Here is a 23,592-nt window from a genome sequence, read left to right as displayed (position 1 = left end):
AACACAAAATTTTGCGAAAAAAATTGAGGCTATTATTGGGCGAGGCTGCCATCAACATGGATGATGGCGGTAGAGTTTTGAAACACAGGGTTTCGCAGCTTATCATCGCTTACAAAGCTGGTGCCCGTCATCTGGTCGCCGTCGGGCTTGGTCATCAGCACTTGTTTGTTAGAATATGTTTTTTTTTTGGCCTGGTCCCATATCAATTCCTCCGAGCGATAAATGGTGCCATCGGCGCGGGTGGCCACTACGTTCTTGCGGAATACGATCAGATCCTTCTCTTTATAGTAATAGCCGGTATCAGCAACGATGTTACCGGCCTCCTTAAGGTCTGCATTGTAAAATACCACTTTAACATGCTTGGGCAATACGCTGTAAGGGTCTTTTTTGGTATCGTATTGTATAAGCAGGGGTGCTGTGAGCTGTGCCTTAACAAACCCGGAGTCGCTTAAGATCATATCTACGCCGGTTGTGCGCTGGATAGGCTTGGTTGCATCGGCGGCGGCAATAGCTTTTACCTTGTTAAGGTCGTTTTCGCAAGCGCTTAAAAGCAGGGCTATAAAAACAGCCGGTAAATAAATGCTCAGTTGTTTAAGCCTGCTCTGCATTACGATGGATATTAATCGAACTTGTATTTCTGGAACCACTTATCGTTAAGGGTGAACGACAGGTGTAAGTTAATGTAGCTTTCTTTAACTAAACCGCTAACAATTGTACCGCGTTTTCCAACTTCGGCGCCTATGTTTACCTTGTAAAAGGTTGATGTGGTGTTAGACCTTAATGGTAAACCAACCCCAAACGTTGCCGCGTATCGTTTTATATCGGTGCTGTTTACGTTAATGTAAGTTTGATCATATACAAAACCGAGGCGATAATCAACTGCTGCAAAATAGTTGGATAGGGAGTTTATGTTTGGTGTAAACTGGCCGCCTATGTTTAATGTACGGCTATCGCTAAGCCCTTTATTAACACCCGCAACGGTTAATTTAGACCAATTGCTCATGGTATAATCTACCCCTACTAAATATTTACCCTGGTTTTGGAATGCTATACCAAAGCGGTTTATCATAGGTAACTGTATTTTGGCAGATGGTTGCTGGGTATTAACCAAACTATCTGTAGCTACGCCTTCATCGCCGTTAGCATTGCGATAATAGCTGCTAACTATGTAACTGTTTGTGGTATTTAATTTTGTATTGGCCGATGCCGAGTAACCAAATGTTAAGCGTTTCTTTTCAGAAAAATCGATGCCGTATTGCACACCAAAATCATAATTGAAACCTTTTATGCTATTGCTTTCTTCGATACGTGAGTTTAAAGTACCGGGCAGGGTGGGGATCTCGGTAGACTGGCTTTCTTTTAAATTACCAAATATATATGAAGCACTTGCACCAACTGATAAGTGTTTGCCAATGCCAAAACCATACCCTAAATAAAACCTTGATAAACCACCATCGCCATTGTATATATAATTTACAGCATTGGTATCTGCAGATGCGCCTGTACCGAAGTTAGGGTTTACCTGCCTGTAGGCGTAACCTAACTCGCTGTAAGGCATTAAGCCGAAGGTAATGGCAGAGCGTTTTGACACGGGGATACCAAATGCGATATGGCTTAACCTGAAGTTTGCGTTGCGTTGCGACGTTTGGCCCGATTTTTCAAGCGTGTTGAAAGAGCCGTTTACACCAATATCAATTACTGTTAAACCAATGTTTGCGTTTGATGCAGGGTTAAGCGGGTTTACCGAAAAGAAACCGTTGATGGTATTTGTTGCAACCCCAATACCGCCCATGGCAGAATTTTGCGGCAACAACATCGGGTTAATATCACCAATACCGTAACGCGAATATGGGGAACTGGTAGTTGCAGTAGATTGCGCCTTTACGCCAAGTGCCGTTGCAGTAAATAAGAACAGTATTATCAGGAACCTTATATGTTTAGTCATTATGCTTTTGTATCGCTGCGTTTAATCCTTTAAGAACCAGGTAAGGCTCAATTTTAATATAGGGGGCAAAGATGCTATTTTTCAATAGAGTATCAAAAAAAATACTATCGCCCCCGCTTAGTATAATGTTGTACCCTTGTGTTGTTTTTATGTACTCGTTTATGAAGCCTTGCAGCTCATATTTAACCCCGTTTTGCACACCAGATATGATGGCCGATGTGGTGTCATCACCATACGCAGCGTTAAAAGTTTCGTCGGCTTCTACCAAAGGCAGGGCCGCGGTGTAATGGTTAACGGCTTTATAACGCATATTTAATCCCGGTGATATACTGCCTCCAAAATAATTTGCGCCGGCGTCAACAAAGTCATAAGTGATGCAGGTGCCCCCGCTTATTATGATGTTGTTGGTATTGGGGAATAAATAACTGGCCCCAATTACCGCTGCAAGCCTGTCGGCACCAAGTGTTTTAGGGGATCTGTATTGGTTATTTATACCTGCCGTTATACTGCTGTTAAATTGTATTATGCTAAAATTTTCATCCAGCGCGGTTTGCCAGGGTTGTTTATCTGTTTTTACAGATGATATGATAACCCCGTCAATTTTATAATCGCTTAAAAAGCCATTGATGTTTTGCCCGGTTGGTTGCCGGTATTGCTCCACTTTAAGCAGGTCGTCATTTTCAAAAACGGCTACTTTTGTAAAAGTGTTGCCAATATCAATAACCAGGTTTGGCATTTAAGCTCTCGCCAGTGATAATATCGATTCAAAAATAGCCAGTCCGTCTTCGTTGCCTACCAGGCTCTCTGAAGCACGCTCGGGGTGTGGCATAAAGCCAAATACGTTGCGGCCTGCATTGGTAACACCTGCAATGTTTTCGATAGAGCCGTTAGGGTTGCTATCGTCGGTAATGTTACCGGCCTCGTCGCAATAGCGGAATAATACCTGGTCGTTATCATTTATCGCCTTTAATACATCGGCATCGGCAAAATAATTACCCTCGCCATGGGCCAAAGGTATTTTTAACGCGCGTTGCGGGTCTATCAGCTGCGTAACCAACGAGTTTGTGGTTTGCGCTTTCATGTGGATGTTGCGGCAAATAAACTTGCGGTTTTTGTTGTGCAGCAATGCACCCGGTAAAAGGCCTGCCTCGGTCAATATCTGGAAGCCATTGCAAATACCCAACACCTTACCGCCTTTGGCTGCAAACTGTATAACTTCTTGCATAATAGGCGAGAAGCGGGCAATAGCGCCCGATCGAAGGTAGTCGCCAAACGAGAAACCGCCCGGCAAAACAATAAACTCAGCACCTTGCAAATCATGGTCTTTATGCCACAAACGCACCACCTGCTGGCCCATTACATTTTGAAGAACGTGGATGATATCCTCATCGCAATTTGAGCCGGGGAAAATTACTACACCAAATTTCATGGTACAAAACTAATATAACCTATGAAATTTGAACGAATGTAAAAGTTAAAAAGTGTTAAACTGAAAATATATGATGCTGATAAGCAGCAATAAATACAAACTTTCGTACATCCACTTCACATTGGCGTTGATAAAATAGTACGAAAAAAACACCGCTGCAGGCACAGCGCACAGTAAAAAATGGTTAAGGTTAAACTCCGTTTTTACGTAAAAAGACAGCCCGCTAATTAAAAATATAGCGAACAATAGCTGGAACGATTTACGCACCTGCACATAACTTTTAAAATAGTTTTGCTGCAGTTTAAAAAAGTAAAGCACCAAAATAAGCAGTACAGGTATCAACACCAGGTAATTGTAATAGTTGATGTTGATACTGTTTGGGAACTTGCTGCCCAGGGGCGCCCATATGTGATAAAAGTTACCCAGCTTATTATTGAGGTAATAAAACACCGCGAAAAAGAAGAAAACGGTAGCATATCCCAACACGCCCGAAAGCCATTCGCGCCAGTTAACGGGTTTAAATATTATCAGGGCTATCCAGATAGACAGGAACAGGTAAATATAGGGCAGATAAATAATGGAGCCGATGGCAACGATCATCCCCAGATCGTAAGCGGTGGATTTGGCATCGTCGCTTTTGTAGAGGCTGAAGAGCTTGAACAGCATCCAGATGAGCAGGAAATTACAGATGAGCGGTGCGCTCAAAGTCATGAAAGGGGCGAACAACGCGGTTATCGTAACATACATCAGTGCCGGTAAAAAAGTGGAACGGCCCAAAAGGTTGTAATAGTTAACGAGGTAATTTAGCAGTAATGCCTGCGCTAACACCATCAATCCCGCCAGGAAAACATTGGCAACGGGCGAAAAGGCGTATTCGTATGATGCAGGGATGAGCAGGCGGGCAAAGGGCTCCACAAAAATAAACTGGAGTTTAGCGGGCGCTTCAATTAAATAACCGATACGCAGCACAAAGATCAGAATGACCAGCCATAATACGTTAAGCGGATTAAATACCTTAAAAATACTGATCATACCGGTTGGCTATTGGCTGCAAAATTAGCACAAAATTTTAGAGTGTTGGGATGGGCAGTATTAATTCATTCCGTTAGGATGCTAATGTGTGCCTATAAATTAAAAAATTAATGAGGTAATTACCCGTAGGGTTTACCGCTTTGTAGCATAATAGTAAAATGCTATTTGTGCCGCATAGCGGCTACCCATTTGCCAGCCGGATTGCCTATTTTTATACTATAAAAACTAATAAAGGGTAACTCCTAACGGAGCAAAGTTATTTTCTTTTTATAAGCTACAAAGCGGTAAACCCTACGGGTTATAGAAAATGAACCAGCCAAAAGATGTGATTTATACAGTAGACTGAAAGATTAAGAGGCGTTTATACGCTTTTCCTCGCGTATTTTTTCACCATCTCATCCACAATCCGGGCGGTCTCATCCGGGAAATCGACCGTGATGCGGCGGTCGTCGGCTATCCAGTTATTGATGCGCTGTACAAAATCGGGGCCTATGGTATGCACCACCTCCACCCCAAGTTTAGATGCGGATAGGGCGTTACACTGCTGCTCGTACTGGCCGCGCATAGGAATCATCAAAACCTTCTTACCCAGGAACAGCGCCTCGGCAGGGCCTTCAAAGCCACCACCTGTAAGCAGGCCGGCGCAGCTGGCCAGGCTGGTGTTAAACGCCTCGTTATTTACCGGGAACACGCTTACGTTACCCTCGCGGTAGGCTATTTTGGTGCGTTTGCTAAAGATCTGCCACTCGGCATTGGTTTCTTTCAGGTGCTTTATAAGTGTTTTATCGCTATAGGCGGGCAGGTAAACGGCATAATGGCCCAGGTTGCTGGTTGCCATTTGGCGGATGTCGCTGCGGATAACCGGGGTATGGATAAAATCATCATACCGCTCAAAATGGAAACCTATGTGGTGCGTAGTGGGCGAGTAATATTTAAAAAGCCACTCGGCATAGTTCCATTTTTTGGGACGAGGCGTTTTTTGCGATACAAACGAACATTGGTGACTTAACGATACCGACGGCACCTTTTGCAGGCGACAAGCCCATGCACTAACGGGTTCAAAATCGTTAATGATCAAATCGTATTGCTCCAGCGGGATGCTGTGCATATCCTTCCAAAGCCGGCGCAGGTTCATGATTTTAAAGGTGGCCCAATTATCAACCCCGCCATTTTTACCGAAAACAAAGCTAAAGCCATGGAAACGGTATTTAAGCGGCTGGCTCAGGCTCACCTCGGCTTCGGTGCCGCTAACCAGCAGGTCTACCTCGCCATATTGCTGTAACAGGGGCACAATTTCCCGGGCACGACTAATGTGGCCATTCCCTGTACCCTGTATACCGAACAATATTTTCATACGCGTAGAATTGCGGGCAATTTAGTAAAGAAATATGTATACAAGATTATTAAATGATGAATAGGAGGTGAAAGTATACTTGTGCACCAACAATAGGCTTAAATTACATCAACTTATACTAAAATCATTACTGTATTCATCAAGGTGCTGGGTTGCGATATCGATATATTTCATTTGGAATAGCTTCCGTTTTCTATCAGACCATGCATGGATTTTTTTAACAATATTATCATTGTCAATACCTGGATTTTCTTTTTTTACAAAATCCACTGTTGCAAGGATTTCTAAAGACAAAGTTGATTCAAACCCGTTAATAAGCTTAACTAAATTGGTCAGACGGCCTTTCTGATCCGCGGTAAATTCGTTTTTTATATAATCCCTTACTTCTTGCAATTTCTCGTATTGCAATTCTAATGGTTCAAAGGCTTTAGCACTCATCTGCTCTAAGCCTTTGAGGTACTTTCCATTTAGGCTGTGTAAAACGTGTTCAACGCCTACACTATATGGCCCGTAATGATGCGCCTGAAATTTTAATTTATTAAATGAGGTTTCGCCTAAACGTTGTAAAAAATAAGCTAGTTTATTAGCGACGAAAAGACTTGTGTTTTCTCCTAATGAATCATAATAATACATTGCATACAGTAACATTGCTCTTGCAGGTGTGAGTTTTACATCTTTGCTGTAATCCTGTTTTTTAAGTAATTCTTTTACTGCTTCATTCGGTTCATATACCTGTATATCTACATTGGTAAGATGGCCTAAATGTTTTTCTATCATGGGTTTTACTTTATCCCATTTTAAGCCGCCATTTCCGCAGCCTAATGGCGGAATAGCAATACTCTTAATCTGATATTCCTTAATTACTTCTGCCAATTTTTGCAAACCTTTTTCGATATACTCGTATTGAGATTTACGAAACCATTCCGTCTTTGTCGGGAAATTAATAATGATTTTTTCACCATCAATCGTATTTTCTTTTACAACCAACAAATCGCCAATAATAAAATCTTTGCGTTTGCAAGCTGCCGCGTATATTCTAAAATTTTCGGCAAACCGATCTTTAAATTGCAAAGCAATACCTTTACCCATCACACCTACAGTATTGACGGTATTCACTAAAGCTTGCGTATTAGCAGTTAAAAGATTTCCCTTTAAATATTTCATTAATAATAATAGGCCTCGTTAGGATTAATCCTAATGGGGATATCTAAGTTAAGTTTGTTTAATGTCTCTTTAACGATTTTTGCCGTCTCGTTATTGTAAGTAACAATGCCAAGAATGCAATTTACCGGTACATGATTTTTAACTAAAAACTCAGCCTGCTTTTTACGCATCCTGTCAAAATCATCTTCTGTGTCTCGCCAATAACGTTCTGCAACAATATCCCAAGATACTTCGCTAAGGTCATCAAGGTTATTGTAAAAAGCACTAATCCGTTTTTTCGCATGTCCGTCAGTAAAGCACCAATTTCCGCAAATTGCAGTGATGTCGTCAAGTTTGCAAACGATATAAACTATATCTTTTTGCGGTCTTTGCTTAACGCCACTATAACCCGTTTTTATGTTTAATAACATTGGTGACAAAGGACCAAAATAAAACGGTATATATTCACCTAAAGCCCCACCCGGCGGATTGATACCAACAGGATATTCATGACGTTTTGCAATTAAATCACCATCGCCGATATTGATATAATGCGGGTCTGCCTCAATATGTTCACTATGGTACATGCCGTTTTTAAGCAAATATTCAATATTATCAATATGAATTATTCGATAAATCTTTACTGTATCTGGTTGATGACCCGGCACTGTTTTTTGGTGCAATATTAATCATTATTGATAACTGCAACAACTAATATGATTAGCATAATTTTTAATTAACGCTAATATAGTAAATATAAATTATTGAATATTAATAGCTTTATAGAGAGATAGAAAACTCTCCCTTTTCGTATTACGAAGGAAAATGTAGATTTAGACTTACAAAACAATGCAATTACTTGTCACACCGTGCAATTTGCAAATATAATATCTTTATACTGGGCAATAGCTTGAGTAATAAGCACTCTTTCAACCCTACTGCGTTTCCTGCTTAAATCTCTCTAATAAACTGCGTACGTCCAGTTTGGCGTCGAGGTCTTCGGCGTCGGTGATGTCGTCTTCGTCGTTGTCTTGCTTAAAATCTTCGGGGAGGTATTTAAATATGGTCCAGTCGTTGTTGTGGTATTCTAAGGCGGTAAGGCTTTCTACCCAGTCGCCGCTGTTGAGGTACAGTACCGAGCCCGTTTGTTCGGTAGATTGAATGGTGCGGATCTCGGCGTGGTGGATATGCCCGCAAATAACATAGGTGTATTCCTTCTCTACGGCCAGGTCGGCAGCGGTTTGCTCAAACTGGTTAATGAACTTCACAGCATCTTTAAACTTTGCCTTTATTTTTTGCGAGAAACTCATTTTCTCGCGGCCTATAGCCGTTAAAAACCAGTTGGTAATGCTGTTGATGATGATCAGCGTATCGTACCCCACGGCGCCCATTTTGGCCAGCCATTTAGAGTGCTGCATGGTAACATCAAACACATCGCCATGGAAGATCCAGGCTTTTTTGCCGTCGATATTCAGCACAATTTTATCCAGCAGTTGAAAAGTGCCCAGGTTAAAATCGGTGAATTTGCGCAGCATCTCGTCGTGGTTGCCGGTAAGGTAATAAACGGGCACGCCTTCGGTAACAAATTTAAGGATGCGGCGCACCACCTTCATGTGTGCCTCGGGCCAGTACGATTTGCTGAATTGCCAAATATCGATGATATCCCCGTTGAGGATAAGCATTTTGGGCTTTATACTTTTAAGATATTTGAGGAGTTCTTTGGCGTGGCAGCCATATGTGCCTAAATGGACATCAGATATGATAACTATATCTACTTCGCGTTTTGCCATTAAAAATTGCAGGGCTATAAATAGCCGTTAAATTAAATGTGCTGGCAGGCTTGGTTGGCGGGGGGCTTATTCCTCGTCGTCGTCTTCGTTAACCTTTAGTTCGTAAGGGCTTAGATAGAATGCACCAAGCAATACCAGTAATCCTGTTACAAACAAGTAAGTAAATTCAAAATTCATCTTTCCTTATTTTTACAAATATCAAGTTATCAAATTATTATAGTGTTAAGACTGTGTTAAATGTAAAAGGTTACGGTTAACAAAAAATAATTCGAAAACAGGTTTTACAGGCCGTTTTACGGGCGTTTTTATTACGTTAAGTTACCTTTTTCATATGAAATTGACGTGAAATTAATTTGGATAAAGTGGTGGCACTGTTTTGTCAGTACCCGAAAATACAAATGGTTGATGGTGAGTTATTTGCAAACATGCATGTGTGTTCACAAACGTGAACGTGAACATTTTGGGTGTTTTAACCCTTTTTAAAATTACTTTTAATGCGCTCCAACTGTTTTATATGATGCTGCAGGTGTGCGCGGGTAAACTTGAACCATTGGGCCGCGTTAAGCATGCCCAGGCGCGGGTGCAGCCAGCGGGCGTTTTCTTTGGCATCGGCAATCAGGCAGGTAACGCCCTCTATCCGTTTGCGGGTTTTTATGATGAGGTTTTTGGCATCCTCGATATTGATCTTCTTCGGGGCAATTTTATCAGCCACAGCCTCAGGTACTTTTACTTTAAACGGCGGGAACAGGCCGGTAGCCATTACATAATGTCCCCAAAAGCCCATGCCTTTTTTGGTTGGCGGGCAGTTGTTGTGCGTGCAACGCTCCAACGCGATGGTAGACCCCAGGCTCGATTTAAGGATATGATCGTACACCTCGGCATAACTCCAGCCACCCATAGGTGGGGTTTGGATAAAGTGCTCGTCAGAAAAGCCGTCCAGCAATTGGCGGTAGGTATCTAACGCAGTATCAATGGCGCGGCGCTCTTTGGCAATGTTCATAGTAATAAAGTTAACTCTTTTAAATGAGTAACCTGTACGGCCACATCGGCGGGCTTTTCGAGGCCGGCAGGGTTGAAATAAATGGCATCCATACCAACACCCATGGCGCCGCGGATATCGGCTTCGATGCTGTCACCTATCATCACACTTTGGGGGATGGTAGCTCCGGCCAGTTCAATAGCATGATGAAATATCTGCGGGTCAGGCTTGTTAACGCCCACTACTTCGGATATGATGATGTTTTTAAAATACGGCGCAAGCTTAGTGCCCGCTACCTTCATCTCGGTAGATTCTTTAAACCCGTTAGAGATTAGATGCAGCGTGTATTTGCTTTGCAGATAAGCCAGCGTTTCGTGCGCATGGGGGAACAGGTTTGTTTTGGTTGGGCCGAGGTTTACGTAAGCATCCTCAAAATCGGCGGGCATCAGGTCGGGCTGTACGCCAAGCTCAATAAAGGTCGATTTAAAACGTTCATCGCGCAATTCATCCTTACTTATCCTGCCCAGGTGGTAATCTGCCCAAAGGCGGTGATTGTGGCGGGTATAAGTTTCTATGAACAGGTCGGCAGAGTGCAGGCCGATCTCTTTTAATTTGTAAGTGCCGTAAAGCTCGTGCAGGGTTTCTTCGGCGTTTTTGTCAAAATCCCAAATGGTATGGTCAAGGTCGAAAAAAATGTGGCGGTATATTTTAGATGTACGATTTACGATATCAGATTGTGGCATGAAAGCAAAGTTATTATATTCAAATCGTAATTCTAAAATCGTCCATCGTAAATCATTACACCTTTTCCCCAAACGCCAGGTCTCCGGCATCACCCAAGCCCGGGACTATGTAAGCTTTACTGGTCATTTCCTCATCAACAGCGCATACCCAAACTTTGGCGTTGGGTAGGTTGGCGCGTACGTGGGCAATGCCCTCGGTGCTGGCAATAACTGCCACTATGTGCAGGGCCTTCAGTTTGTATTGGGCGATGATCTCTTTACAAACCAGTACGGTGCTTTGCCCTGTGGCCAGCATGGTATCGCACATAATTAATGTTTTACCTTCGAGATTCGGGGCCGAGATCTGGTCTATTTGGATGGTAAACGCCCCGCTCTTTTTAACCTTGCGGCAGGCGGTAATAAAGGCACTATCGGCACGGTCAAAAAAGTTAATAAAGCCCTGGTGAAAGGGCAGCCCGGCGCGCAATATGGTGGCTATAACAGGTTGTTCGGTAACTAAGTTGATGCTGGCGGTGCCTAATGGCGTTTGTACATCAGTGCTTTCGTAAACAAGGGTTTTGCTGATCTCGTAAGCCATTATCTCGCCAAGCCTTTCCTGGTTTTTGCGGAAACGATATTTATCCTGCTGAATGGTAACATCGCGCAGTTCAGCTAAAAAATGGTTGGCAATGCTATTGGTTTTATTGAGGATGAAAGGCTGCATGAATAGATCTGAGACGTTAGCTATGAGACTTGAGATAAAACACTTTCTCAAATCTTGCTTAAAGATTGCGAAATAGACCGAATTAAGCAATCATTATTCAAATAAATTGGTTGTATAAAAAGATGCTGACATAGGGCTGTCACGGGCATATATGTTATTTGTAAATATTACCAGTGATAATGCAACTAAAAAGCTTAGCAATCTTGACAGCCTAATCACAAATCTCTAACCACTAATTGCTACATTTGAGTAATGGATTTTAAAATAACTTCTCACTACGTACCCTCCGGCGACCAGCCCAGCGCTATTAAGCAACTGGTTGATGGGGTAAACAATGCCGACCCTTTCCAAACCCTGTTGGGGGTAACCGGATCCGGTAAAACGTTTACTATAGCCAACGTAATTGAGCAAACCCAAAAGCCAACGCTGATACTTAGCCACAACAAAACTTTGGCGGCACAGCTTTATGGCGAGTTTAAACAGTTTTTCCCCGAAAACGCGGTAAATTACTTTGTTTCCTATTACGATTATTACCAGCCCGAGGCGTTCATCCCCTCATCAAATACCTATATTGAAAAAGACCTGCAGATAAATGAGGAGATTGAAAAACTGCGTTTGCGCACTACCTCGTCGCTTATGAGCGGCAGGCGGGATGTTATTGTGGTATCGTCTATATCCTGTATTTATGGTATGGGTAACCCCGAGGATTTTGCCAATTCGGTATTCAAATTCGCGGTTGGCACCCGCATTAGTAGGAACGCATTTTTACATAGACTTGTTGAGATACTTTATGCCCGCACCACCGCCGATTTTAAACGCGGTACTTTCCGTGTAAAGGGCGATACCGTGGATATTTTCCCGGCGTATATGGATTATGCTTACCGAATCAGCTTTTTTGGGGATGATATTGAGGAGCTAAGCACTTTTGACATCACCACAGGTAAAACCATCGAGAAGATGACGCACATGGTGGTTTACCCCGCCAACCTTTACGTTGCCCCGCGCGAACGCTTCCAGCAATCGGTTTGGGCCATACAGGAAGAGCTGGAAACCCGTAAAAAGCAGTTTATTGATGATGGCCGCTTCATTGAGGCAAAACGACTTGAAGAAAGGGTAAATTACGACCTGGAGATGATCCGCGAGTTGGGTTATTGTAGCGGTATCGAAAATTACTCGCGCTTTTTTGATGGCCGCGAGCCGGGTATGCGCCCCTTCTGCCTGCTGGATTACTTCCCCGATGATTACCTGATGGTAATTGATGAGAGCCACGTAACTGTGCCGCAAATAAGGGCCATGTATGGTGGCGATAGGTCGAGGAAGATCTCCTTGGTTGATTATGGTTTCCGTTTGCCTGCGGCGATGGATAACAGGCCGCTAAACTTTCAGGAGTTTGAGCGTCTTGCACCACAAACGATATATGTAAGCGCAACGCCTGCTGATTTCGAACTGGAAAAATCGGGCGGTGTAGTTGTGGAACAGGTGATCCGCCCTACGGGACTGCTTGACCCGATAATAGAGATTCGCCCGGTGATAAACCAGGTTGATGATCTGCTTGATGAGGTGGACAAAACCATTAAAATGGGCGACCGCATATTGGTAACCACCCTAACCAAACGCATGGCCGAAGAATTGGCCAAGTATATGGACAGGTTGGGTATCAAATGCCGTTACATCCACTCGGAAGTAAAAACTTTGCAGCGGGTGGAAATCCTGCGTGGCCTTCGCCTCGGGGAGTTTGATGTTCTGATAGGGATCAACTTGCTTCGCGAAGGGCTGGATTTACCGGAGGTATCGTTAGTGGCTATTTTAGATGCGGATAAGGAAGGTTTCTTACGGTCGGAGCGCTCGCTGATCCAAACCATTGGCCGTGCTGCCCGTAACGACAGGGGCCGGGTTATTATGTATGCCGATAAAATTACCAATTCGATGCAGATTACGATGGACGAAACTAACCGCCGCCGCGATCTGCAGATAAAATACAATACCGAACATGGCATTACGCCGCGTACGGTGGGTAAATCTAAAGAAGAGATCATGGAGCAAACCTCGGTGGTCGACTTTAAAGGGGGTGTACAACAAGCCTACGTGGAAACCGATACTATGACCCTTGCCGCAGACCCAATTGTTCAGTACATGACCAAGCCGGACCTGAAAAAATCTATCGACAACACCCGCAAGGACATGGTCGCGGCAGCAAAAAACATGGACTTCCTGTTAGCGGCCAAGCTGCGCGACGAAATGTTTGCGCTGGAAAAAATGATGGAAGAAAAATTCTCGTAATAAAAACGCCTGCGCTTGTGTAAGCAAGCGCAGGCGTTTTGTTCAGATCTGTCTGATTTTGAGCTAATTTATATCAACCTTAATTGGCTAAATGGAAGGCCTGCTTCACCTCGGCATAATTCCTAAAATTGACGGTTGCGGTTGTATGCACGCCACCGGGGATAATGACATACCTGAAAGTATGTGCACTAGATATGCCGCCGTAAACATTCGTATTGTTGGTCATAACAAGCTGTATCTTACCTAATGTGTCCCTGGCCGGCCAGGTATCAATTTCGGAAGTAAAAGCTTTAGTAAATAGTTTTTAATTTTCAACCCTCTTTTATAATGCTTAAATATCATAATGAAACATTTTTTGCGTTATATGCTTATATTTGTACTATAAAATAAAATACCAGATGGGCTTGATCCGTTTTTTAATAATTGCCATTTGTTCGTTATACATCATCCGCAGCCTTGTGCGGATATTATTGCCTATGCTGTTTAATAGCGTCATTAATAAAGCGCAGGAGCAGGCTCGCCAACAGCAAAATTATCAGCAGCCCAAGCCTGATGGCCGCGTACGGGTAGATTATAAACCCGATGCAAAAAGGTCTGTTCCTGATTCTGAGGGAGAATTTGTAGATTACGAAGAAATTAAATAAACCAATGTTACCCGAAGGGCTATATAAACGCAGGCGCGGCCACAATAATACCCCGCCAACCGTACTGTTAATACTTACCAACTGTATTGTGTTGGCGTTATTAACGCAGTTGTTTACCGGCTGCAACACTATTAATAACTTTTTTTGGGTAGCCATTGCAGGCCTTGCGCTTTACAATGTTTACAACATTCGCCGTAACCGCGGGGAATTTAACAAGCTTAACATTGTTGTTTATGTTGTCAGCATCGTATTAATGATATTCATGTTCTACTATTTTAGCAACCAACCCCATAATTGCTAAGTGGATATCTTATAAAAACTTATCGTTTCTAATCTCATTCAATTTTCTATTTTTGAAGATTATAATTATTATCCCTAAAAGAGTTTAAATGAACAACTGGATCAAGCGGAATAGTGGGCATCTTATAGTCGCTGCAATATTTTTCGTACTAACATTTGCCTATTTCTTTAACCCTTTAATGCAGGGTAAAATAATGTACCAGGGTGATGTTTTGCAGGCCAAAGCCATGCAGAAAGAGATAATGGATGTTAAAGCCGCAACCGGCGAAGCCCCATTATGGACAAACCAAATGTTTGGCGGGATGCCAAGCTACCAAATTTGGGCCAAGTACGGCAAAAACGTAACCACATACGTTATTGATGCTTTAAAAACGGTTTTTCCTAATCCGGTTGATACCATTTTATTATACCTTTTTGGCGCATACTTTTTATTTTGCACCCTTAAACTGAATAACTGGCTGGCAGCAGCGGGCGCTGTAGCGTTCGCGTTCTCGTCATATAACTTTATATATATCGAGGCGGGGCACGCTAACCAGGCTTACGCTATCGCATTCTTTGCACCAATAGTGGCCAGTATCATTCTTACACTTAGGGGCAAATATATTACCGGTGGTGCGCTTACCGCATTTTTCCTGGCGATGGAGATCCGCTCTAACCACGTGCAGATGACCTTTTACCTGCTACTGGCTATCGCCATTTTAGTAGGTATCGAGCTTTACCATGCCATCAAAGCAAAGCAAACTGCTCCGTTTTTAAAATCTATAGCTTACTTATCTGCCGCTACCATTTTGGCGGTTATTGTTAACGCTGGGTCGTTATGGACAACTTACGAATACAGTAAATACACCATCCGTGGTAAACCTAACTTGAAAAGCGAAACGGGTGCGGTAACAACAGGCCTTGATAAAGATTATGCTTACAACTGGAGTGAAAGCGTAAGTGAAGTATTTACGTTTTTTATTCCTAATGCATACGGTGGTGCCAGTGGTGCCCCTGCAGCCGAGGATTCTAAAGTTGTAAAAGTGTTAACCGAAAATCATGTAGACCCTGCTCAGGCACAACAGTTTGCCGGCCAGTTACCCGTTTATTGGGGTAATAAACCAAGCACAAATGGGCCATGGTATTTCGGGGCGATTGTATTTTTTCTGTTTGTTTTAGGATTATTGATCGTCAAAAACAGGATCAAGTGGTGGCTGCTTTCAGCAGTACTGTTAAGCGTATTTTTGTCGTTCGGTAAAAATTTACCGTTCCTGTCAGATCTGTTCTTTAATTACTTCCCGCTTTATAATAAGTTCCGGGCGGTAGAGTCTACCTTAGTTATCGCATCATTATGCTTTCCAATACTGGGCTTCCTGGCGTTGAACGAGGTATTTGTAAACCGCGATAAGCCTTACATCTTTAAAAATGTAAAGCTGGCATTTTACATTACCGGCGGGTTAACATTGGTGATGATCGCGGTTCCGGGCTTATTCCTGAGCTTTAAAACAAGCGAGCATCAAACCTTAATTGGGGGCTTAACACAAGCTTTTCAGGGTAACACCCAAATGGCTAACCAGGTTGCCAACGCACTGATAGAAGACCGCCAGGCTTTAGAGCGTGCCGATGCTATCCGTACCTTCATCTTTATCGCTTTAGCGTTTTGTTTGCTTTACATCGTCATCAAACAAAAAATAAGTTTAACATTTGCTTCGCTTGCATTTATGGCAATTGTTTTGGTTGATATGTGGAGCGTTGACAAACGTTACTTAAAAGACGAAACTTTTGTTGATAAAGACACGTATTCGCAAGCTTATACACCTCGAGATATCGATGAATTTATCGTCCGCGATAAAGACCCGAATTTTAGGGTGATGGACCTGACTCTTGCTGATCCGTTCCGCGATTCGCGTTCATCTTACTTCTATAAAACAGTGGGCGGTTTCCATTCAGCCAGGTTAAGGCGTTTTGATGAGGTTATACAAAACCAGTTTACCAAGAGTATTAACCAGGATGTTTTGGATATGCTTAACGCTAAATACATCATTACTGCCGATCCTAAAACAGGTAGCCCGAGCATGCATGCCAACGCCACCGCTTGCGGCCACGCGTGGTTTGTAAAAAGCGTTAAATATGTAAAAGATGCCGACCAGGAAATGCAGGCTATCAGTAGTTTTTCGCCTAAAGATGAGGCTATGATAGACCAGCAGTACAAAAGTATTGTTGAGGCAAAACCTATAGGTGCTACGGTAAACGGTACTATCGAATTAACCAGCTACAAGCCGGATCATTTGACTTACCAAACCGGTTCAACATCTAACCAGGTTGCGGTATTCTCAGAGATCTATTACGATAAAGGCTGGACAATGTACATCGATGGCAAAGAGCAACCCTACTACCGTGCCGATTACCTGTTGCGTGCAGCAACCATCCCGGTTGGTAACCATAAGGTTGAGTTTATCTTCCACCCAACATCATATTACTTGGGCGAGAATATCTCATTAGTAGGTTCAATCCTGCTGATACTAGCATTAGCCGGCGCGGTATACTCCGAACGTAAAAACAAACAACCGGAGTTAGCGAAAGTATAATTACGGATTTGAGTATATGAAAAGAGCGATGGGGTTTACCTATCGCTCTTTTTTGTTAATGCTATCGCGAGCTTTCAGCTCGTGATGCGCACAAGGTCAGCTTTCAGCTGACGTAAGCAGAATGCTTACACTATGCCGTATCACGAGTTACGCTACGCTAAATTCGCGACAGCGATTATTTAATCATTCGTCCGTTTATTCTTCAACCGATACCAACCCAAATTAAAAGCGATAACCACGTGGTTAAGCACAGTTGGTATCAACCCGTAATGGTGTTTCATAATATCAAAGCGTTCTAAAAGGCTTTGTTTGTGTTTGGCTTTAGACATGCCACCAACCAGGTATTTAGCTACATAACCATCAACGTTAACAATTTTGGTGGCTTTTTTTGCTGCGCGGATGATCCAGTCGATATCGGCACTAAGTTGGTATTTGGGGTCGTAAGGCTCGGTTAGTGAGCGCCTGATGTAAATCGCCTGGTGGCTTATGCTCATGCCGAACTTAAAGCCCTGCCAGGTAAATTTATTGGGCGCTTTGTGGCGGCGCTGGCCAAGGCTTTCGCGCTCGTCGTTCACCATTTCGGTTTCGCCGTAATATATATCGGCATCAGTCGCGGTGGCAAAAACTTTGGCAACGGTATCGTTAGCATAAAATTCATCGCCCGAGTTCATGAAGATCACATAATCGCCGGTGGCAAGGGCAAGGCCTTTATTCATGGCATCGTAAATACCTTTATCTTTTTCGTTGATGAGTTTGGCAATACGGTTTTCGTAGCGTTTGATGATCTCTAATGTGCCATCGTTTGATGCGCCATCAATCACAATATATTCTACAGTATCGTAAGTTTGATCGAGCACCGAAAGCATGGTACGCTCAATATCGCAGGCATTATTATAAACGATGGTAATTACCGACAGGACAGGTTTCATTATTCAGGGGAATTTAGAACTGACTTATACAAGTCGATATATTGCCTTGCCACTTTCTCGTTATTAAACATGCGTTTTACTTTGTATCGCGCGGCAGCGGCATATTTATCGCGGTTGCCGGTATTCAGCACATCGTTAAGGCCGGCTGCCAGGTCGGTTGAAGATTTAAATTCGGCCATGTAGCCGTTCACCTGGTGGTCTATCAGATCGGTGATGCCACCGGTATTAAAGGCAACTACGGGTGTGCTGCAACTCATGGCTTCCATAATCATGTTGGGCAGGTTATCTTCAATAGCCGGCGATACAAAAACATCAGCCATGCTGTAGATCTCGGCAAGGTCGGCTGGTGAACTTATGGTATTTAACTGCTTAACCGGGAAAGATAAGCTGCTTGTATCAAAATGTTTGTTTTTGCCGAAGATCACTATCTCAACAGGCGTATCCTGTGTATAGTCAGCTTTTAAATATGCTAAGGCATCTACCAAGAAGCTAATGCCTTTGCGCCGGTCGTTGATATTGGCGGCGCCAAATAAGATAATTTTAGCAGCCGGGTTTACGCCCCACTTGGTACGTGCCGCGGCTTTATCTTTATACGCGAATAACTCAATATCGATAGGGTTAGGAATGGCCTGTATAATAAACCCTTTGAGCAGGGTACTTTTCATGGCCACTTCGCCCAGCCAGTGGCTGCAGGTTACAATGGATAAGTTTTTGGCGATGCTCAGCGCATCTTTTTTATGCAACCAGCCTGCATGCGACAGGTCGTTATCCTCCGGGTTCCGCAGAAAATAACAATTGCCGCATTGGTTTTTGAAATGGTTACACGGGCCTGCATAATGGCAGCCGCCGGTAAAGGCCCACATATCGTGTAGCGTCCAAATAATAGGTTTGTTAAGGGCGATGAGTTTTTTTACGTCGTTGATGGACAGGAAGCCCGAATTGGTCCAATGTAGATGGATGATATCAGCCTCTTTAATCACTTTTAATTGACTAATATCCGTACCCGCGTTGGCAGGCGAAAAGGCGAACCTAACCTGCTTATCGCGCTCCTGGAAAAGCATGAAAGAAATACGCTCCAGCAGGAAATTTATATTAGATCTGAGTTTGCCAAAGATGTTTCGCTCGATGGTATAAACGGCATCTTCCGCACGTTTTTTATGCTGAACCACCATGGTAACATCCACCTGTTGCAGTTGCAGGGCTTTTAACAAGCGCATGCAAGCCTCGGCCGCGCCGCCGCCAGAATCTGATGTATTGATGAGTGCAACCTTCATTTATCGGGGCAAGTATAATGATACTAAAATTAAAAATTTTACTTTTGAATGCTTCATTAATATCAAAATGAAGTTTAACGGTAAAACCACGAAGCAATAATGAACTTTTTCGCCTATTTATTCCAGGATTGGAGTGCCAACCGGGGCAATATAAAAGGGCAGCTGGTTTTGTTTTTGTTCCGCTCGGTGCAAATAATTAACCGCAACACCTTACTTAAGATACTGTTTTGCTGGCACCTTATCATGTACCACATTGTTGTGGAATGGCACCTGGGTATCGAACTCCCCCGAAAACTCACCGCAGGCAAAGGCCTTATTGTTTACCACGGGCAGGCTTTGGTGGTTAACCAGGGCGTTATCATCGGCGAAAACTGCGTATTGCGCAACAGCGTTACCATAGGCCACAAAAAACTGGCTAACGGCACTTTTACCGCTTGCCCGCGTTTGGGCAATAACGTGGATGTTGGTGCCAACGTTTGTATTATTGGCGATGTTACTATAGGTAATAATGTAATTATTGGCGCAGGCGCGGTAGTTATAAAAGATATACCCGATAACAGCGTGGCAGTGGGCAACCCGGCGCGGATATTGGAACAAAAAACTGAGGCGGCAACCCGTATTGAAAACATTTAATGGAGAATAATTTAACCGACCGTTCCTTCTGGAAATCGTTTTGGGAATCGCGCAAGGGGCTTATATTTAAACTAAAGCCTAATTATGTTTTTGGTGATATTTTAGGCAAACTGATTGCCGAAAAAGGCATTAATAATGCTATTGAACTGGGTGGATTTCCGGGATATTATTCCATCTACCTAAAAAAGTATAAAGGTTTAAAGACAACTCTGCTGGATTATTTTATCCACCCCGAGCTGGTTAATAAATTGCTTGCAGCTAACGATCTTAAGCTCGGCGATATCGATATTGTAGAAGCCGACCTGTTCACTTATAAGCCAGCCGAAAAGTTTGACATGGTGCTTTCATTCGGCTTGATAGAACATTTTAACGATACCCAGTTCATCATAAACGAGCACCTAAAGTTTTTAAAGCCCGGCGGAACGTTGTTCATTACCCTGCCCAATTTTAAAAGTGTTAACGGCTGGGTGCAAAAGAATTTTGATAAAGACAATTACGACAAGCACAACATCAACAGCATGGACCTCGACCTGCTGCGCGATAGCTGCAAAGCCCTTGGCCTAAAAGATGTTAAAGCCTATTACCACGGCAAATTTACCGTATGGCTGGAGAATAAATCAGAACAGAAATCACTGTCTAAAGCTATTGTAAAAGCTATTTGGGTGGCAGGTAAGGTATTCACCAAGGTCATCCCTGTGGATAGCAAAGCGCTTTCGCCATATATTGTAGTGGAGGCGACGGTGTAGGGCCACCCGTTTTTCTCGTGCCTCGCAATGACGTGGTTTATTATTAGACGTAACAAAAACCAAATAAGCCCCGCATTTCTGCAGGGCTTATCTATATAATTCAATTTGTAATTATACCATGTAATTCCAGCCGTTGGTATCTTCGGTACGGCCGTATTTGATGTCATCAAGTGTTGATAATACCCGTTTAGAAAATTCGCGTGTTGCAGGGTCGCTCAAAAAGTATTCCTCACCTTCAAAGCTTATTGATGCTACTGATGCAATAGTTGCAGCAGTACCGGCACCAAAAGCATCGGTTAGTTTACTGTTTTTAGCGCCTTCTATCAATTCGGCAACAGATACCTTGCGCTCTTCAACCGGGATGCCCCAGCTTTTGGCTAAAGCAATAACCGTATCGCGGGTTACGCCGTCGAGGATGGTGTCCTTAGCTTCGGCAGTGATCAGTTTGCCATCTAAAAGGAACATCGCGTTAGCGGCACCCATTTCTTCGATGTATTTATGTTCTTTGGCATCGGTCCAAATTAATTGATCAAAACCTTCTTCGGTGGCTTTGCGGGCAGGCAGCATAGATGAACCGTAGTTGCCGGCAGCTTTCGCGTAACCCATACCACCTTCGGCAGCGCGGGTGTAATGCGTTTCTATTTTAACCCTAAGCGGTTTTGAAAAGTACGGGCCAACCGGGCCAACAATAACCATGTATTTATATGTAGCCGATGGCGTTACGCCCAAATAGGGGTCGGTAGCGAACATGAACGGGCGAATGTACAAAGCGTGGTTAGCTTTTGCAGGGATCCAATCGCGGTCAAGATCAACCAGGGTGGCAATAGTTTGCACAAAAAGCTCTTCGGGCAGGGTAGGCATACAAAGGCGCTCTGCTGATTTGTTAAAGCGAGCGGCGTTCTTGTCCGGGCGGAAGATAGAAGCCTTGCCATCGGCATGTTTGTATGCTTTAATGCCTTCAAAAAACGACTGTCCATAATGCAGCGAAGAAATTGCCGGGCTCATTAGAATTGGGCCGTATGGCAGGATCTCGAAATTTTTCCATTCGCCATCGATGTAATCTGCAGAAAACATGTGGTCAGAGAAAACCTTGCCAAAGGGCAGGGTGTTAAAATCCGTCTCAGCTAAACGTGAGTGAGCGGCTTTGGTGATTTTTATGTCCAGTGTGTCGGTCATGGTAGTAGAATAAATAAATCTGAAAGTGGCAAGTTAAAAATTTTTGAGCGATTATTTAATTTTTAAAGCTTTTGAACGCTATATTACAGCAAATTAACAAAACCCTACATGCCCGAATACAAACTTAGTGCCGAAGGAAACGCAAAACTCAAAAAAACCTGGACCTACACCATCTTAGCATCTTACATTGTAATTATTGCCATTTTTGCGTTTAACCTGCTTTACCGGGGCGGCAGCACCACTAATATCATTACCTTCGCGATCATATTTATGGCGCTGATAGCCGGGTTTGTTTACGGGCAGAAAAAATATTTCAAAGGTATTGACGCAACAAAATTGACTATTAATTACGAGAAAATAGTGTTGCATACGCTGAACCAACCCGACGTAGCCATAAACCTTGCGGATATCAAAAAAGTAACCCATCGCGGCTCGAACATATTTTTGGTAAATAAAATTCCAAAGAAAAACTCATTGACCATCATCAACAAGTTTGAGAGCTTTTATGAGATAGAAAAATTGGTTAATGATGCGGCAGAGGCGAACAACCTGCAGCCAACCGCTATATAGCTATCCGTTCACATAGTTAACCAAAAAGCCAATTAAAGCGGCAACCGGGATAAAAACGAGGATAAAGCCAACCATATCCCAGTAAAACTTTTTTGATTTGGTGGAGAACACCGCGAACGCAACTGTTGTGAGAAAGTAGGGCACAATAACTATGAAAGCAAAGTAGTAAAGTGACATACCTATTGCCTCTCCATCACCATGATTAGTAAAGTCGTAGTAAGCGATGTATCCCATCCAGCACCACAATATTGTGTAAATACCACAAAGTATTATGGCAATAGGATGCTCTTTAAAGCTGGCCGAAATAGTTTTATTTGGCATTGTTATAACTGGCTCACTACTTTATCTACCCAGGCTTTGCCCCAGTTCTCCAGTTCGTAGGCACTCCATAAAGAAGGATAAAAAATGCGGCGCTGGAAACGCGGAGGCAGGTATTTCTGCCAGTTGGTGCCTCCGGTTGCCTTGATTTCTTCAGGCTCGCGGTGCAGGTAGCGCACGGCAGATTTGTAGTGACTTAGCGGCCAGTTCACATTCACGTTTACATCAAGCTGCCTTAGCTGCTCTTCTAATGTATTGGTGCTTTTGCCTTTGTATTTAAACTGCTGTAATAACGAGTTGAAATTGGTGCTGCTAACCTGTTTGCCCAATTCGATGAACGTTTTGGCGTACTTTTTTTCGAACTGGTTTAATGTCAATGTTCTTTTACCGGTAGACAACTCCGTCGCGCCATACTTCCAGTAGATCTGTTCAAATTGATCCTCAACAGGGGCGCCGGCTAATTCCTGTCGATGGTCTGGCGCTACAAGGTTTATAAAGTCGGTAGCGTAAATTTCTATTAAACGGTACTGGCCGCTTTGGAAACCGCTGGCCGGTAGCAAACTCATGCGGAATTGCAGAAACTGCTCCTTCTCCATCCCATCCACCATAATTTCGAATGAATTGGTAAGCGCTTCAAAATAGCGGTTAATGCGTTTGATGCGGGCGGTGAAGAAATCTACGGTAAGGTTTTCATGTTCCGATATCTGCTTGCACTCGTGCAGGCTCAGCTTAAAGTACAGCTCGGTGATCTGGTGATACATGATAAAGATCTCCTCATCCGGGAAGGGTGTTTTTGGGCTTTGCAGGCTCAAAAGCGTATCCAGGTGAATGTAATCCCAATAGGTAAGGAAATCAGCATGCAGCAGGCCATCCAGGTAGGATGTCATATCCTGGCCCATGGCGTTGTATTTTTCCTGCAGCAGGGTAAGCCTTTTTTCTATTTCGGGAGAGATGCTCATGCTTCAAAGATAGTAGTCTTAAGTCAAAAGTCGAAAGTCGTTCGGGTCAATCAAAATAATTCCAAAATAATAATACAT

25 protein-coding genes are annotated in these 23,592 nt (G+C 43.3%); 7 read left to right on the top strand and 18 right to left on the bottom strand.

Annotated features, from left to right (window positions below; translation table 11 throughout):
* Positions 1-32: 32 nt before the first annotated feature.
* The 12 genes from lptC to upp all read right to left on the bottom strand — a co-directional run bounded on the left by lptC (position 33) and on the right by upp (position 11,118).
* Entirely contained in the window at positions 33-608 is a 576-nt protein-coding gene (lptC, locus tag RHM67_RS19820) for an LPS export ABC transporter periplasmic protein LptC (protein ID WP_322229075.1), read from the bottom strand.
* A gap of 11 nt (positions 609-619) precedes the next feature.
* Positions 620-1,945, bottom strand: a complete 1,326-nt coding sequence (locus tag RHM67_RS19815; RefSeq protein ID WP_322229073.1) for a hypothetical protein — start codon at positions 1,943-1,945, stop codon at positions 620-622.
* Positions 1,938-2,681: a type III pantothenate kinase gene (locus tag RHM67_RS19810; protein WP_322229071.1), complete on the bottom strand. Its 744-nt coding sequence runs from the start codon at positions 2,679-2,681 to the stop codon at positions 1,938-1,940. The genes RHM67_RS19815 and RHM67_RS19810 overlap by 8 nt, the downstream gene beginning before the upstream one ends.
* A complete protein-coding gene (purQ, locus tag RHM67_RS19805) occupies positions 2,682-3,374 on the bottom strand; it encodes a phosphoribosylformylglycinamidine synthase subunit PurQ (RefSeq protein WP_252759249.1) in 693 nt (230 codons plus the stop codon).
* A gap of 45 nt (positions 3,375-3,419) precedes the next feature.
* Positions 3,420-4,406: a DUF6427 family protein gene (locus RHM67_RS19800; RefSeq protein ID WP_322229070.1), complete on the bottom strand. Its 987-nt coding sequence runs from the start codon at positions 4,404-4,406 to the stop codon at positions 3,420-3,422.
* A 361-nt stretch (positions 4,407-4,767) separates the two neighbouring features.
* Positions 4,768-5,760 (bottom strand): glycosyltransferase family protein, encoded by a 993-nt coding sequence (locus RHM67_RS19795; RefSeq protein ID WP_322229069.1) that lies wholly within the window; start codon positions 5,758-5,760, stop codon positions 4,768-4,770.
* Positions 5,761-5,868: 108 nt separating this feature from the next.
* Complete coding sequence (locus RHM67_RS19790) at positions 5,869-6,924, bottom strand: macro domain-containing protein (protein WP_322229067.1); 1,056 nt, start codon at positions 6,922-6,924, stop codon at positions 5,869-5,871.
* Positions 6,924-7,586, bottom strand: a complete 663-nt coding sequence (locus RHM67_RS19785) for a DUF4433 domain-containing protein (protein WP_322229065.1) — start codon at positions 7,584-7,586, stop codon at positions 6,924-6,926. Before RHM67_RS19785 ends, RHM67_RS19790 begins: the two co-directional genes overlap by 1 nt.
* Before the next feature lie 252 nt (positions 7,587-7,838).
* Positions 7,839-8,693 (bottom strand): UDP-2,3-diacylglucosamine diphosphatase, encoded by an 855-nt coding sequence (locus RHM67_RS19780; RefSeq protein WP_322229064.1) that lies wholly within the window; start codon positions 8,691-8,693, stop codon positions 7,839-7,841.
* A 469-nt stretch (positions 8,694-9,162) separates the two neighbouring features.
* Entirely contained in the window at positions 9,163-9,693 is a 531-nt protein-coding gene (locus tag RHM67_RS19775) for a DinB family protein (RefSeq protein WP_322229062.1), read from the bottom strand.
* Positions 9,690-10,415, bottom strand: a complete 726-nt coding sequence (locus tag RHM67_RS19770) for a YjjG family noncanonical pyrimidine nucleotidase (RefSeq protein ID WP_322229060.1) — start codon at positions 10,413-10,415, stop codon at positions 9,690-9,692. Before RHM67_RS19770 ends, RHM67_RS19775 begins: the two co-directional genes overlap by 4 nt.
* 55 nt (positions 10,416-10,470) lie before the next feature.
* Positions 10,471-11,118, bottom strand: a complete 648-nt coding sequence (upp, locus tag RHM67_RS19765; protein ID WP_322229059.1) for a uracil phosphoribosyltransferase — start codon at positions 11,116-11,118, stop codon at positions 10,471-10,473.
* A gap of 252 nt (positions 11,119-11,370) precedes the next feature.
* Between upp and uvrB the strand changes: the two genes are divergently transcribed.
* Entirely contained in the window at positions 11,371-13,398 is a 2,028-nt protein-coding gene (uvrB, locus tag RHM67_RS19760; protein ID WP_322229057.1) for an excinuclease ABC subunit UvrB, read from the top strand.
* A gap of 79 nt (positions 13,399-13,477) precedes the next feature.
* Here uvrB and RHM67_RS19755 read toward each other — a convergent pair whose 3' ends face one another.
* Positions 13,478-13,624 (bottom strand): hypothetical protein, encoded by a 147-nt coding sequence (locus RHM67_RS19755; protein ID WP_322229055.1) that lies wholly within the window; start codon positions 13,622-13,624, stop codon positions 13,478-13,480.
* A gap of 148 nt (positions 13,625-13,772) precedes the next feature.
* Here RHM67_RS19755 and RHM67_RS19750 point away from each other — a divergent pair, with 148 nt between their 5' ends.
* From RHM67_RS19750 to RHM67_RS19740, 3 genes are all read left to right on the top strand, one after another.
* A complete protein-coding gene (locus tag RHM67_RS19750) occupies positions 13,773-14,042 on the top strand; it encodes a DUF4834 domain-containing protein (protein WP_322229053.1) in 270 nt (89 codons plus the stop codon).
* Between the two features lie 4 nt (positions 14,043-14,046).
* Entirely contained in the window at positions 14,047-14,343 is a 297-nt protein-coding gene (locus tag RHM67_RS19745; protein ID WP_322229052.1) for a hypothetical protein, read from the top strand.
* 178 nt (positions 14,344-14,521) lie between these two features.
* On the top strand, positions 14,522-16,909 hold the full coding sequence (locus RHM67_RS19740) for a YfhO family protein (protein WP_322229051.1): 2,388 nt from the start codon (positions 14,522-14,524) through the stop codon (positions 16,907-16,909).
* 179 nt (positions 16,910-17,088) lie between these two features.
* Here the strand turns inward: RHM67_RS19740 and RHM67_RS19735 are convergent, their stop codons facing one another.
* Both RHM67_RS19735 and RHM67_RS19730 read right to left on the bottom strand, forming a co-directional pair.
* On the bottom strand, positions 17,089-17,838 hold the full coding sequence (locus RHM67_RS19735; protein WP_322229049.1) for a glycosyltransferase family 2 protein: 750 nt from the start codon (positions 17,836-17,838) through the stop codon (positions 17,089-17,091).
* A complete protein-coding gene (locus tag RHM67_RS19730; RefSeq protein ID WP_322229047.1) occupies positions 17,838-19,112 on the bottom strand; it encodes a glycosyltransferase in 1,275 nt (424 codons plus the stop codon). The genes RHM67_RS19735 and RHM67_RS19730 overlap by 1 nt, the downstream gene beginning before the upstream one ends.
* A 99-nt stretch (positions 19,113-19,211) precedes the next feature.
* Here RHM67_RS19730 and RHM67_RS19725 point away from each other — a divergent pair, with 99 nt between their 5' ends.
* Both RHM67_RS19725 and RHM67_RS19720 read left to right on the top strand, forming a co-directional pair.
* Positions 19,212-19,745 (top strand): serine acetyltransferase, encoded by a 534-nt coding sequence (locus RHM67_RS19725; protein WP_322229046.1) that lies wholly within the window; start codon positions 19,212-19,214, stop codon positions 19,743-19,745.
* Complete coding sequence (locus tag RHM67_RS19720; RefSeq protein ID WP_322229045.1) at positions 19,745-20,491, top strand: class I SAM-dependent methyltransferase; 747 nt, start codon at positions 19,745-19,747, stop codon at positions 20,489-20,491. Before RHM67_RS19725 ends, RHM67_RS19720 begins: the two co-directional genes overlap by 1 nt.
* A 111-nt stretch (positions 20,492-20,602) precedes the next feature.
* Here RHM67_RS19720 and RHM67_RS19715 read toward each other — a convergent pair whose 3' ends face one another.
* Positions 20,603-21,667 carry a branched-chain amino acid aminotransferase gene (locus RHM67_RS19715; protein WP_322229044.1) on the bottom strand — a complete coding sequence of 355 codons (1,065 nt, stop codon included), beginning with the start codon at positions 21,665-21,667 and terminating at the stop codon, positions 20,603-20,605.
* A 108-nt stretch (positions 21,668-21,775) separates the two neighbouring features.
* On the opposite strand from RHM67_RS19715, the gene RHM67_RS19710 reads away from it, so the two are divergent.
* Positions 21,776-22,237, top strand: coding sequence for a hypothetical protein (locus RHM67_RS19710; RefSeq protein WP_322229042.1), 462 nt, complete (start codon positions 21,776-21,778; stop codon positions 22,235-22,237).
* On the opposite strand, the gene RHM67_RS19705 is transcribed toward RHM67_RS19710, so the two are convergent.
* Both RHM67_RS19705 and RHM67_RS19700 read right to left on the bottom strand, forming a co-directional pair.
* Complete coding sequence (locus RHM67_RS19705; protein WP_322229040.1) at positions 22,238-22,558, bottom strand: hypothetical protein; 321 nt, start codon at positions 22,556-22,558, stop codon at positions 22,238-22,240. It lies immediately after the preceding gene.
* Positions 22,559-22,560: 2 nt separating this feature from the next.
* Positions 22,561-23,514: a tryptophan 2,3-dioxygenase family protein gene (locus RHM67_RS19700; protein WP_322229039.1), complete on the bottom strand. Its 954-nt coding sequence runs from the start codon at positions 23,512-23,514 to the stop codon at positions 22,561-22,563.
* Positions 23,515-23,592: the final 78 nt, after the last annotated feature.

This window comes from Mucilaginibacter sp. 5C4 (assembly GCF_034345625.1).
Classification (GTDB): Bacteria; Bacteroidota; Bacteroidia; order Sphingobacteriales; family Sphingobacteriaceae; genus Mucilaginibacter; species Mucilaginibacter aurantiaciroseus.
The sequence above is the reverse complement of the archived record's forward strand: the minus strand, read 5'-3'. Positions and strand labels throughout refer to the sequence as shown.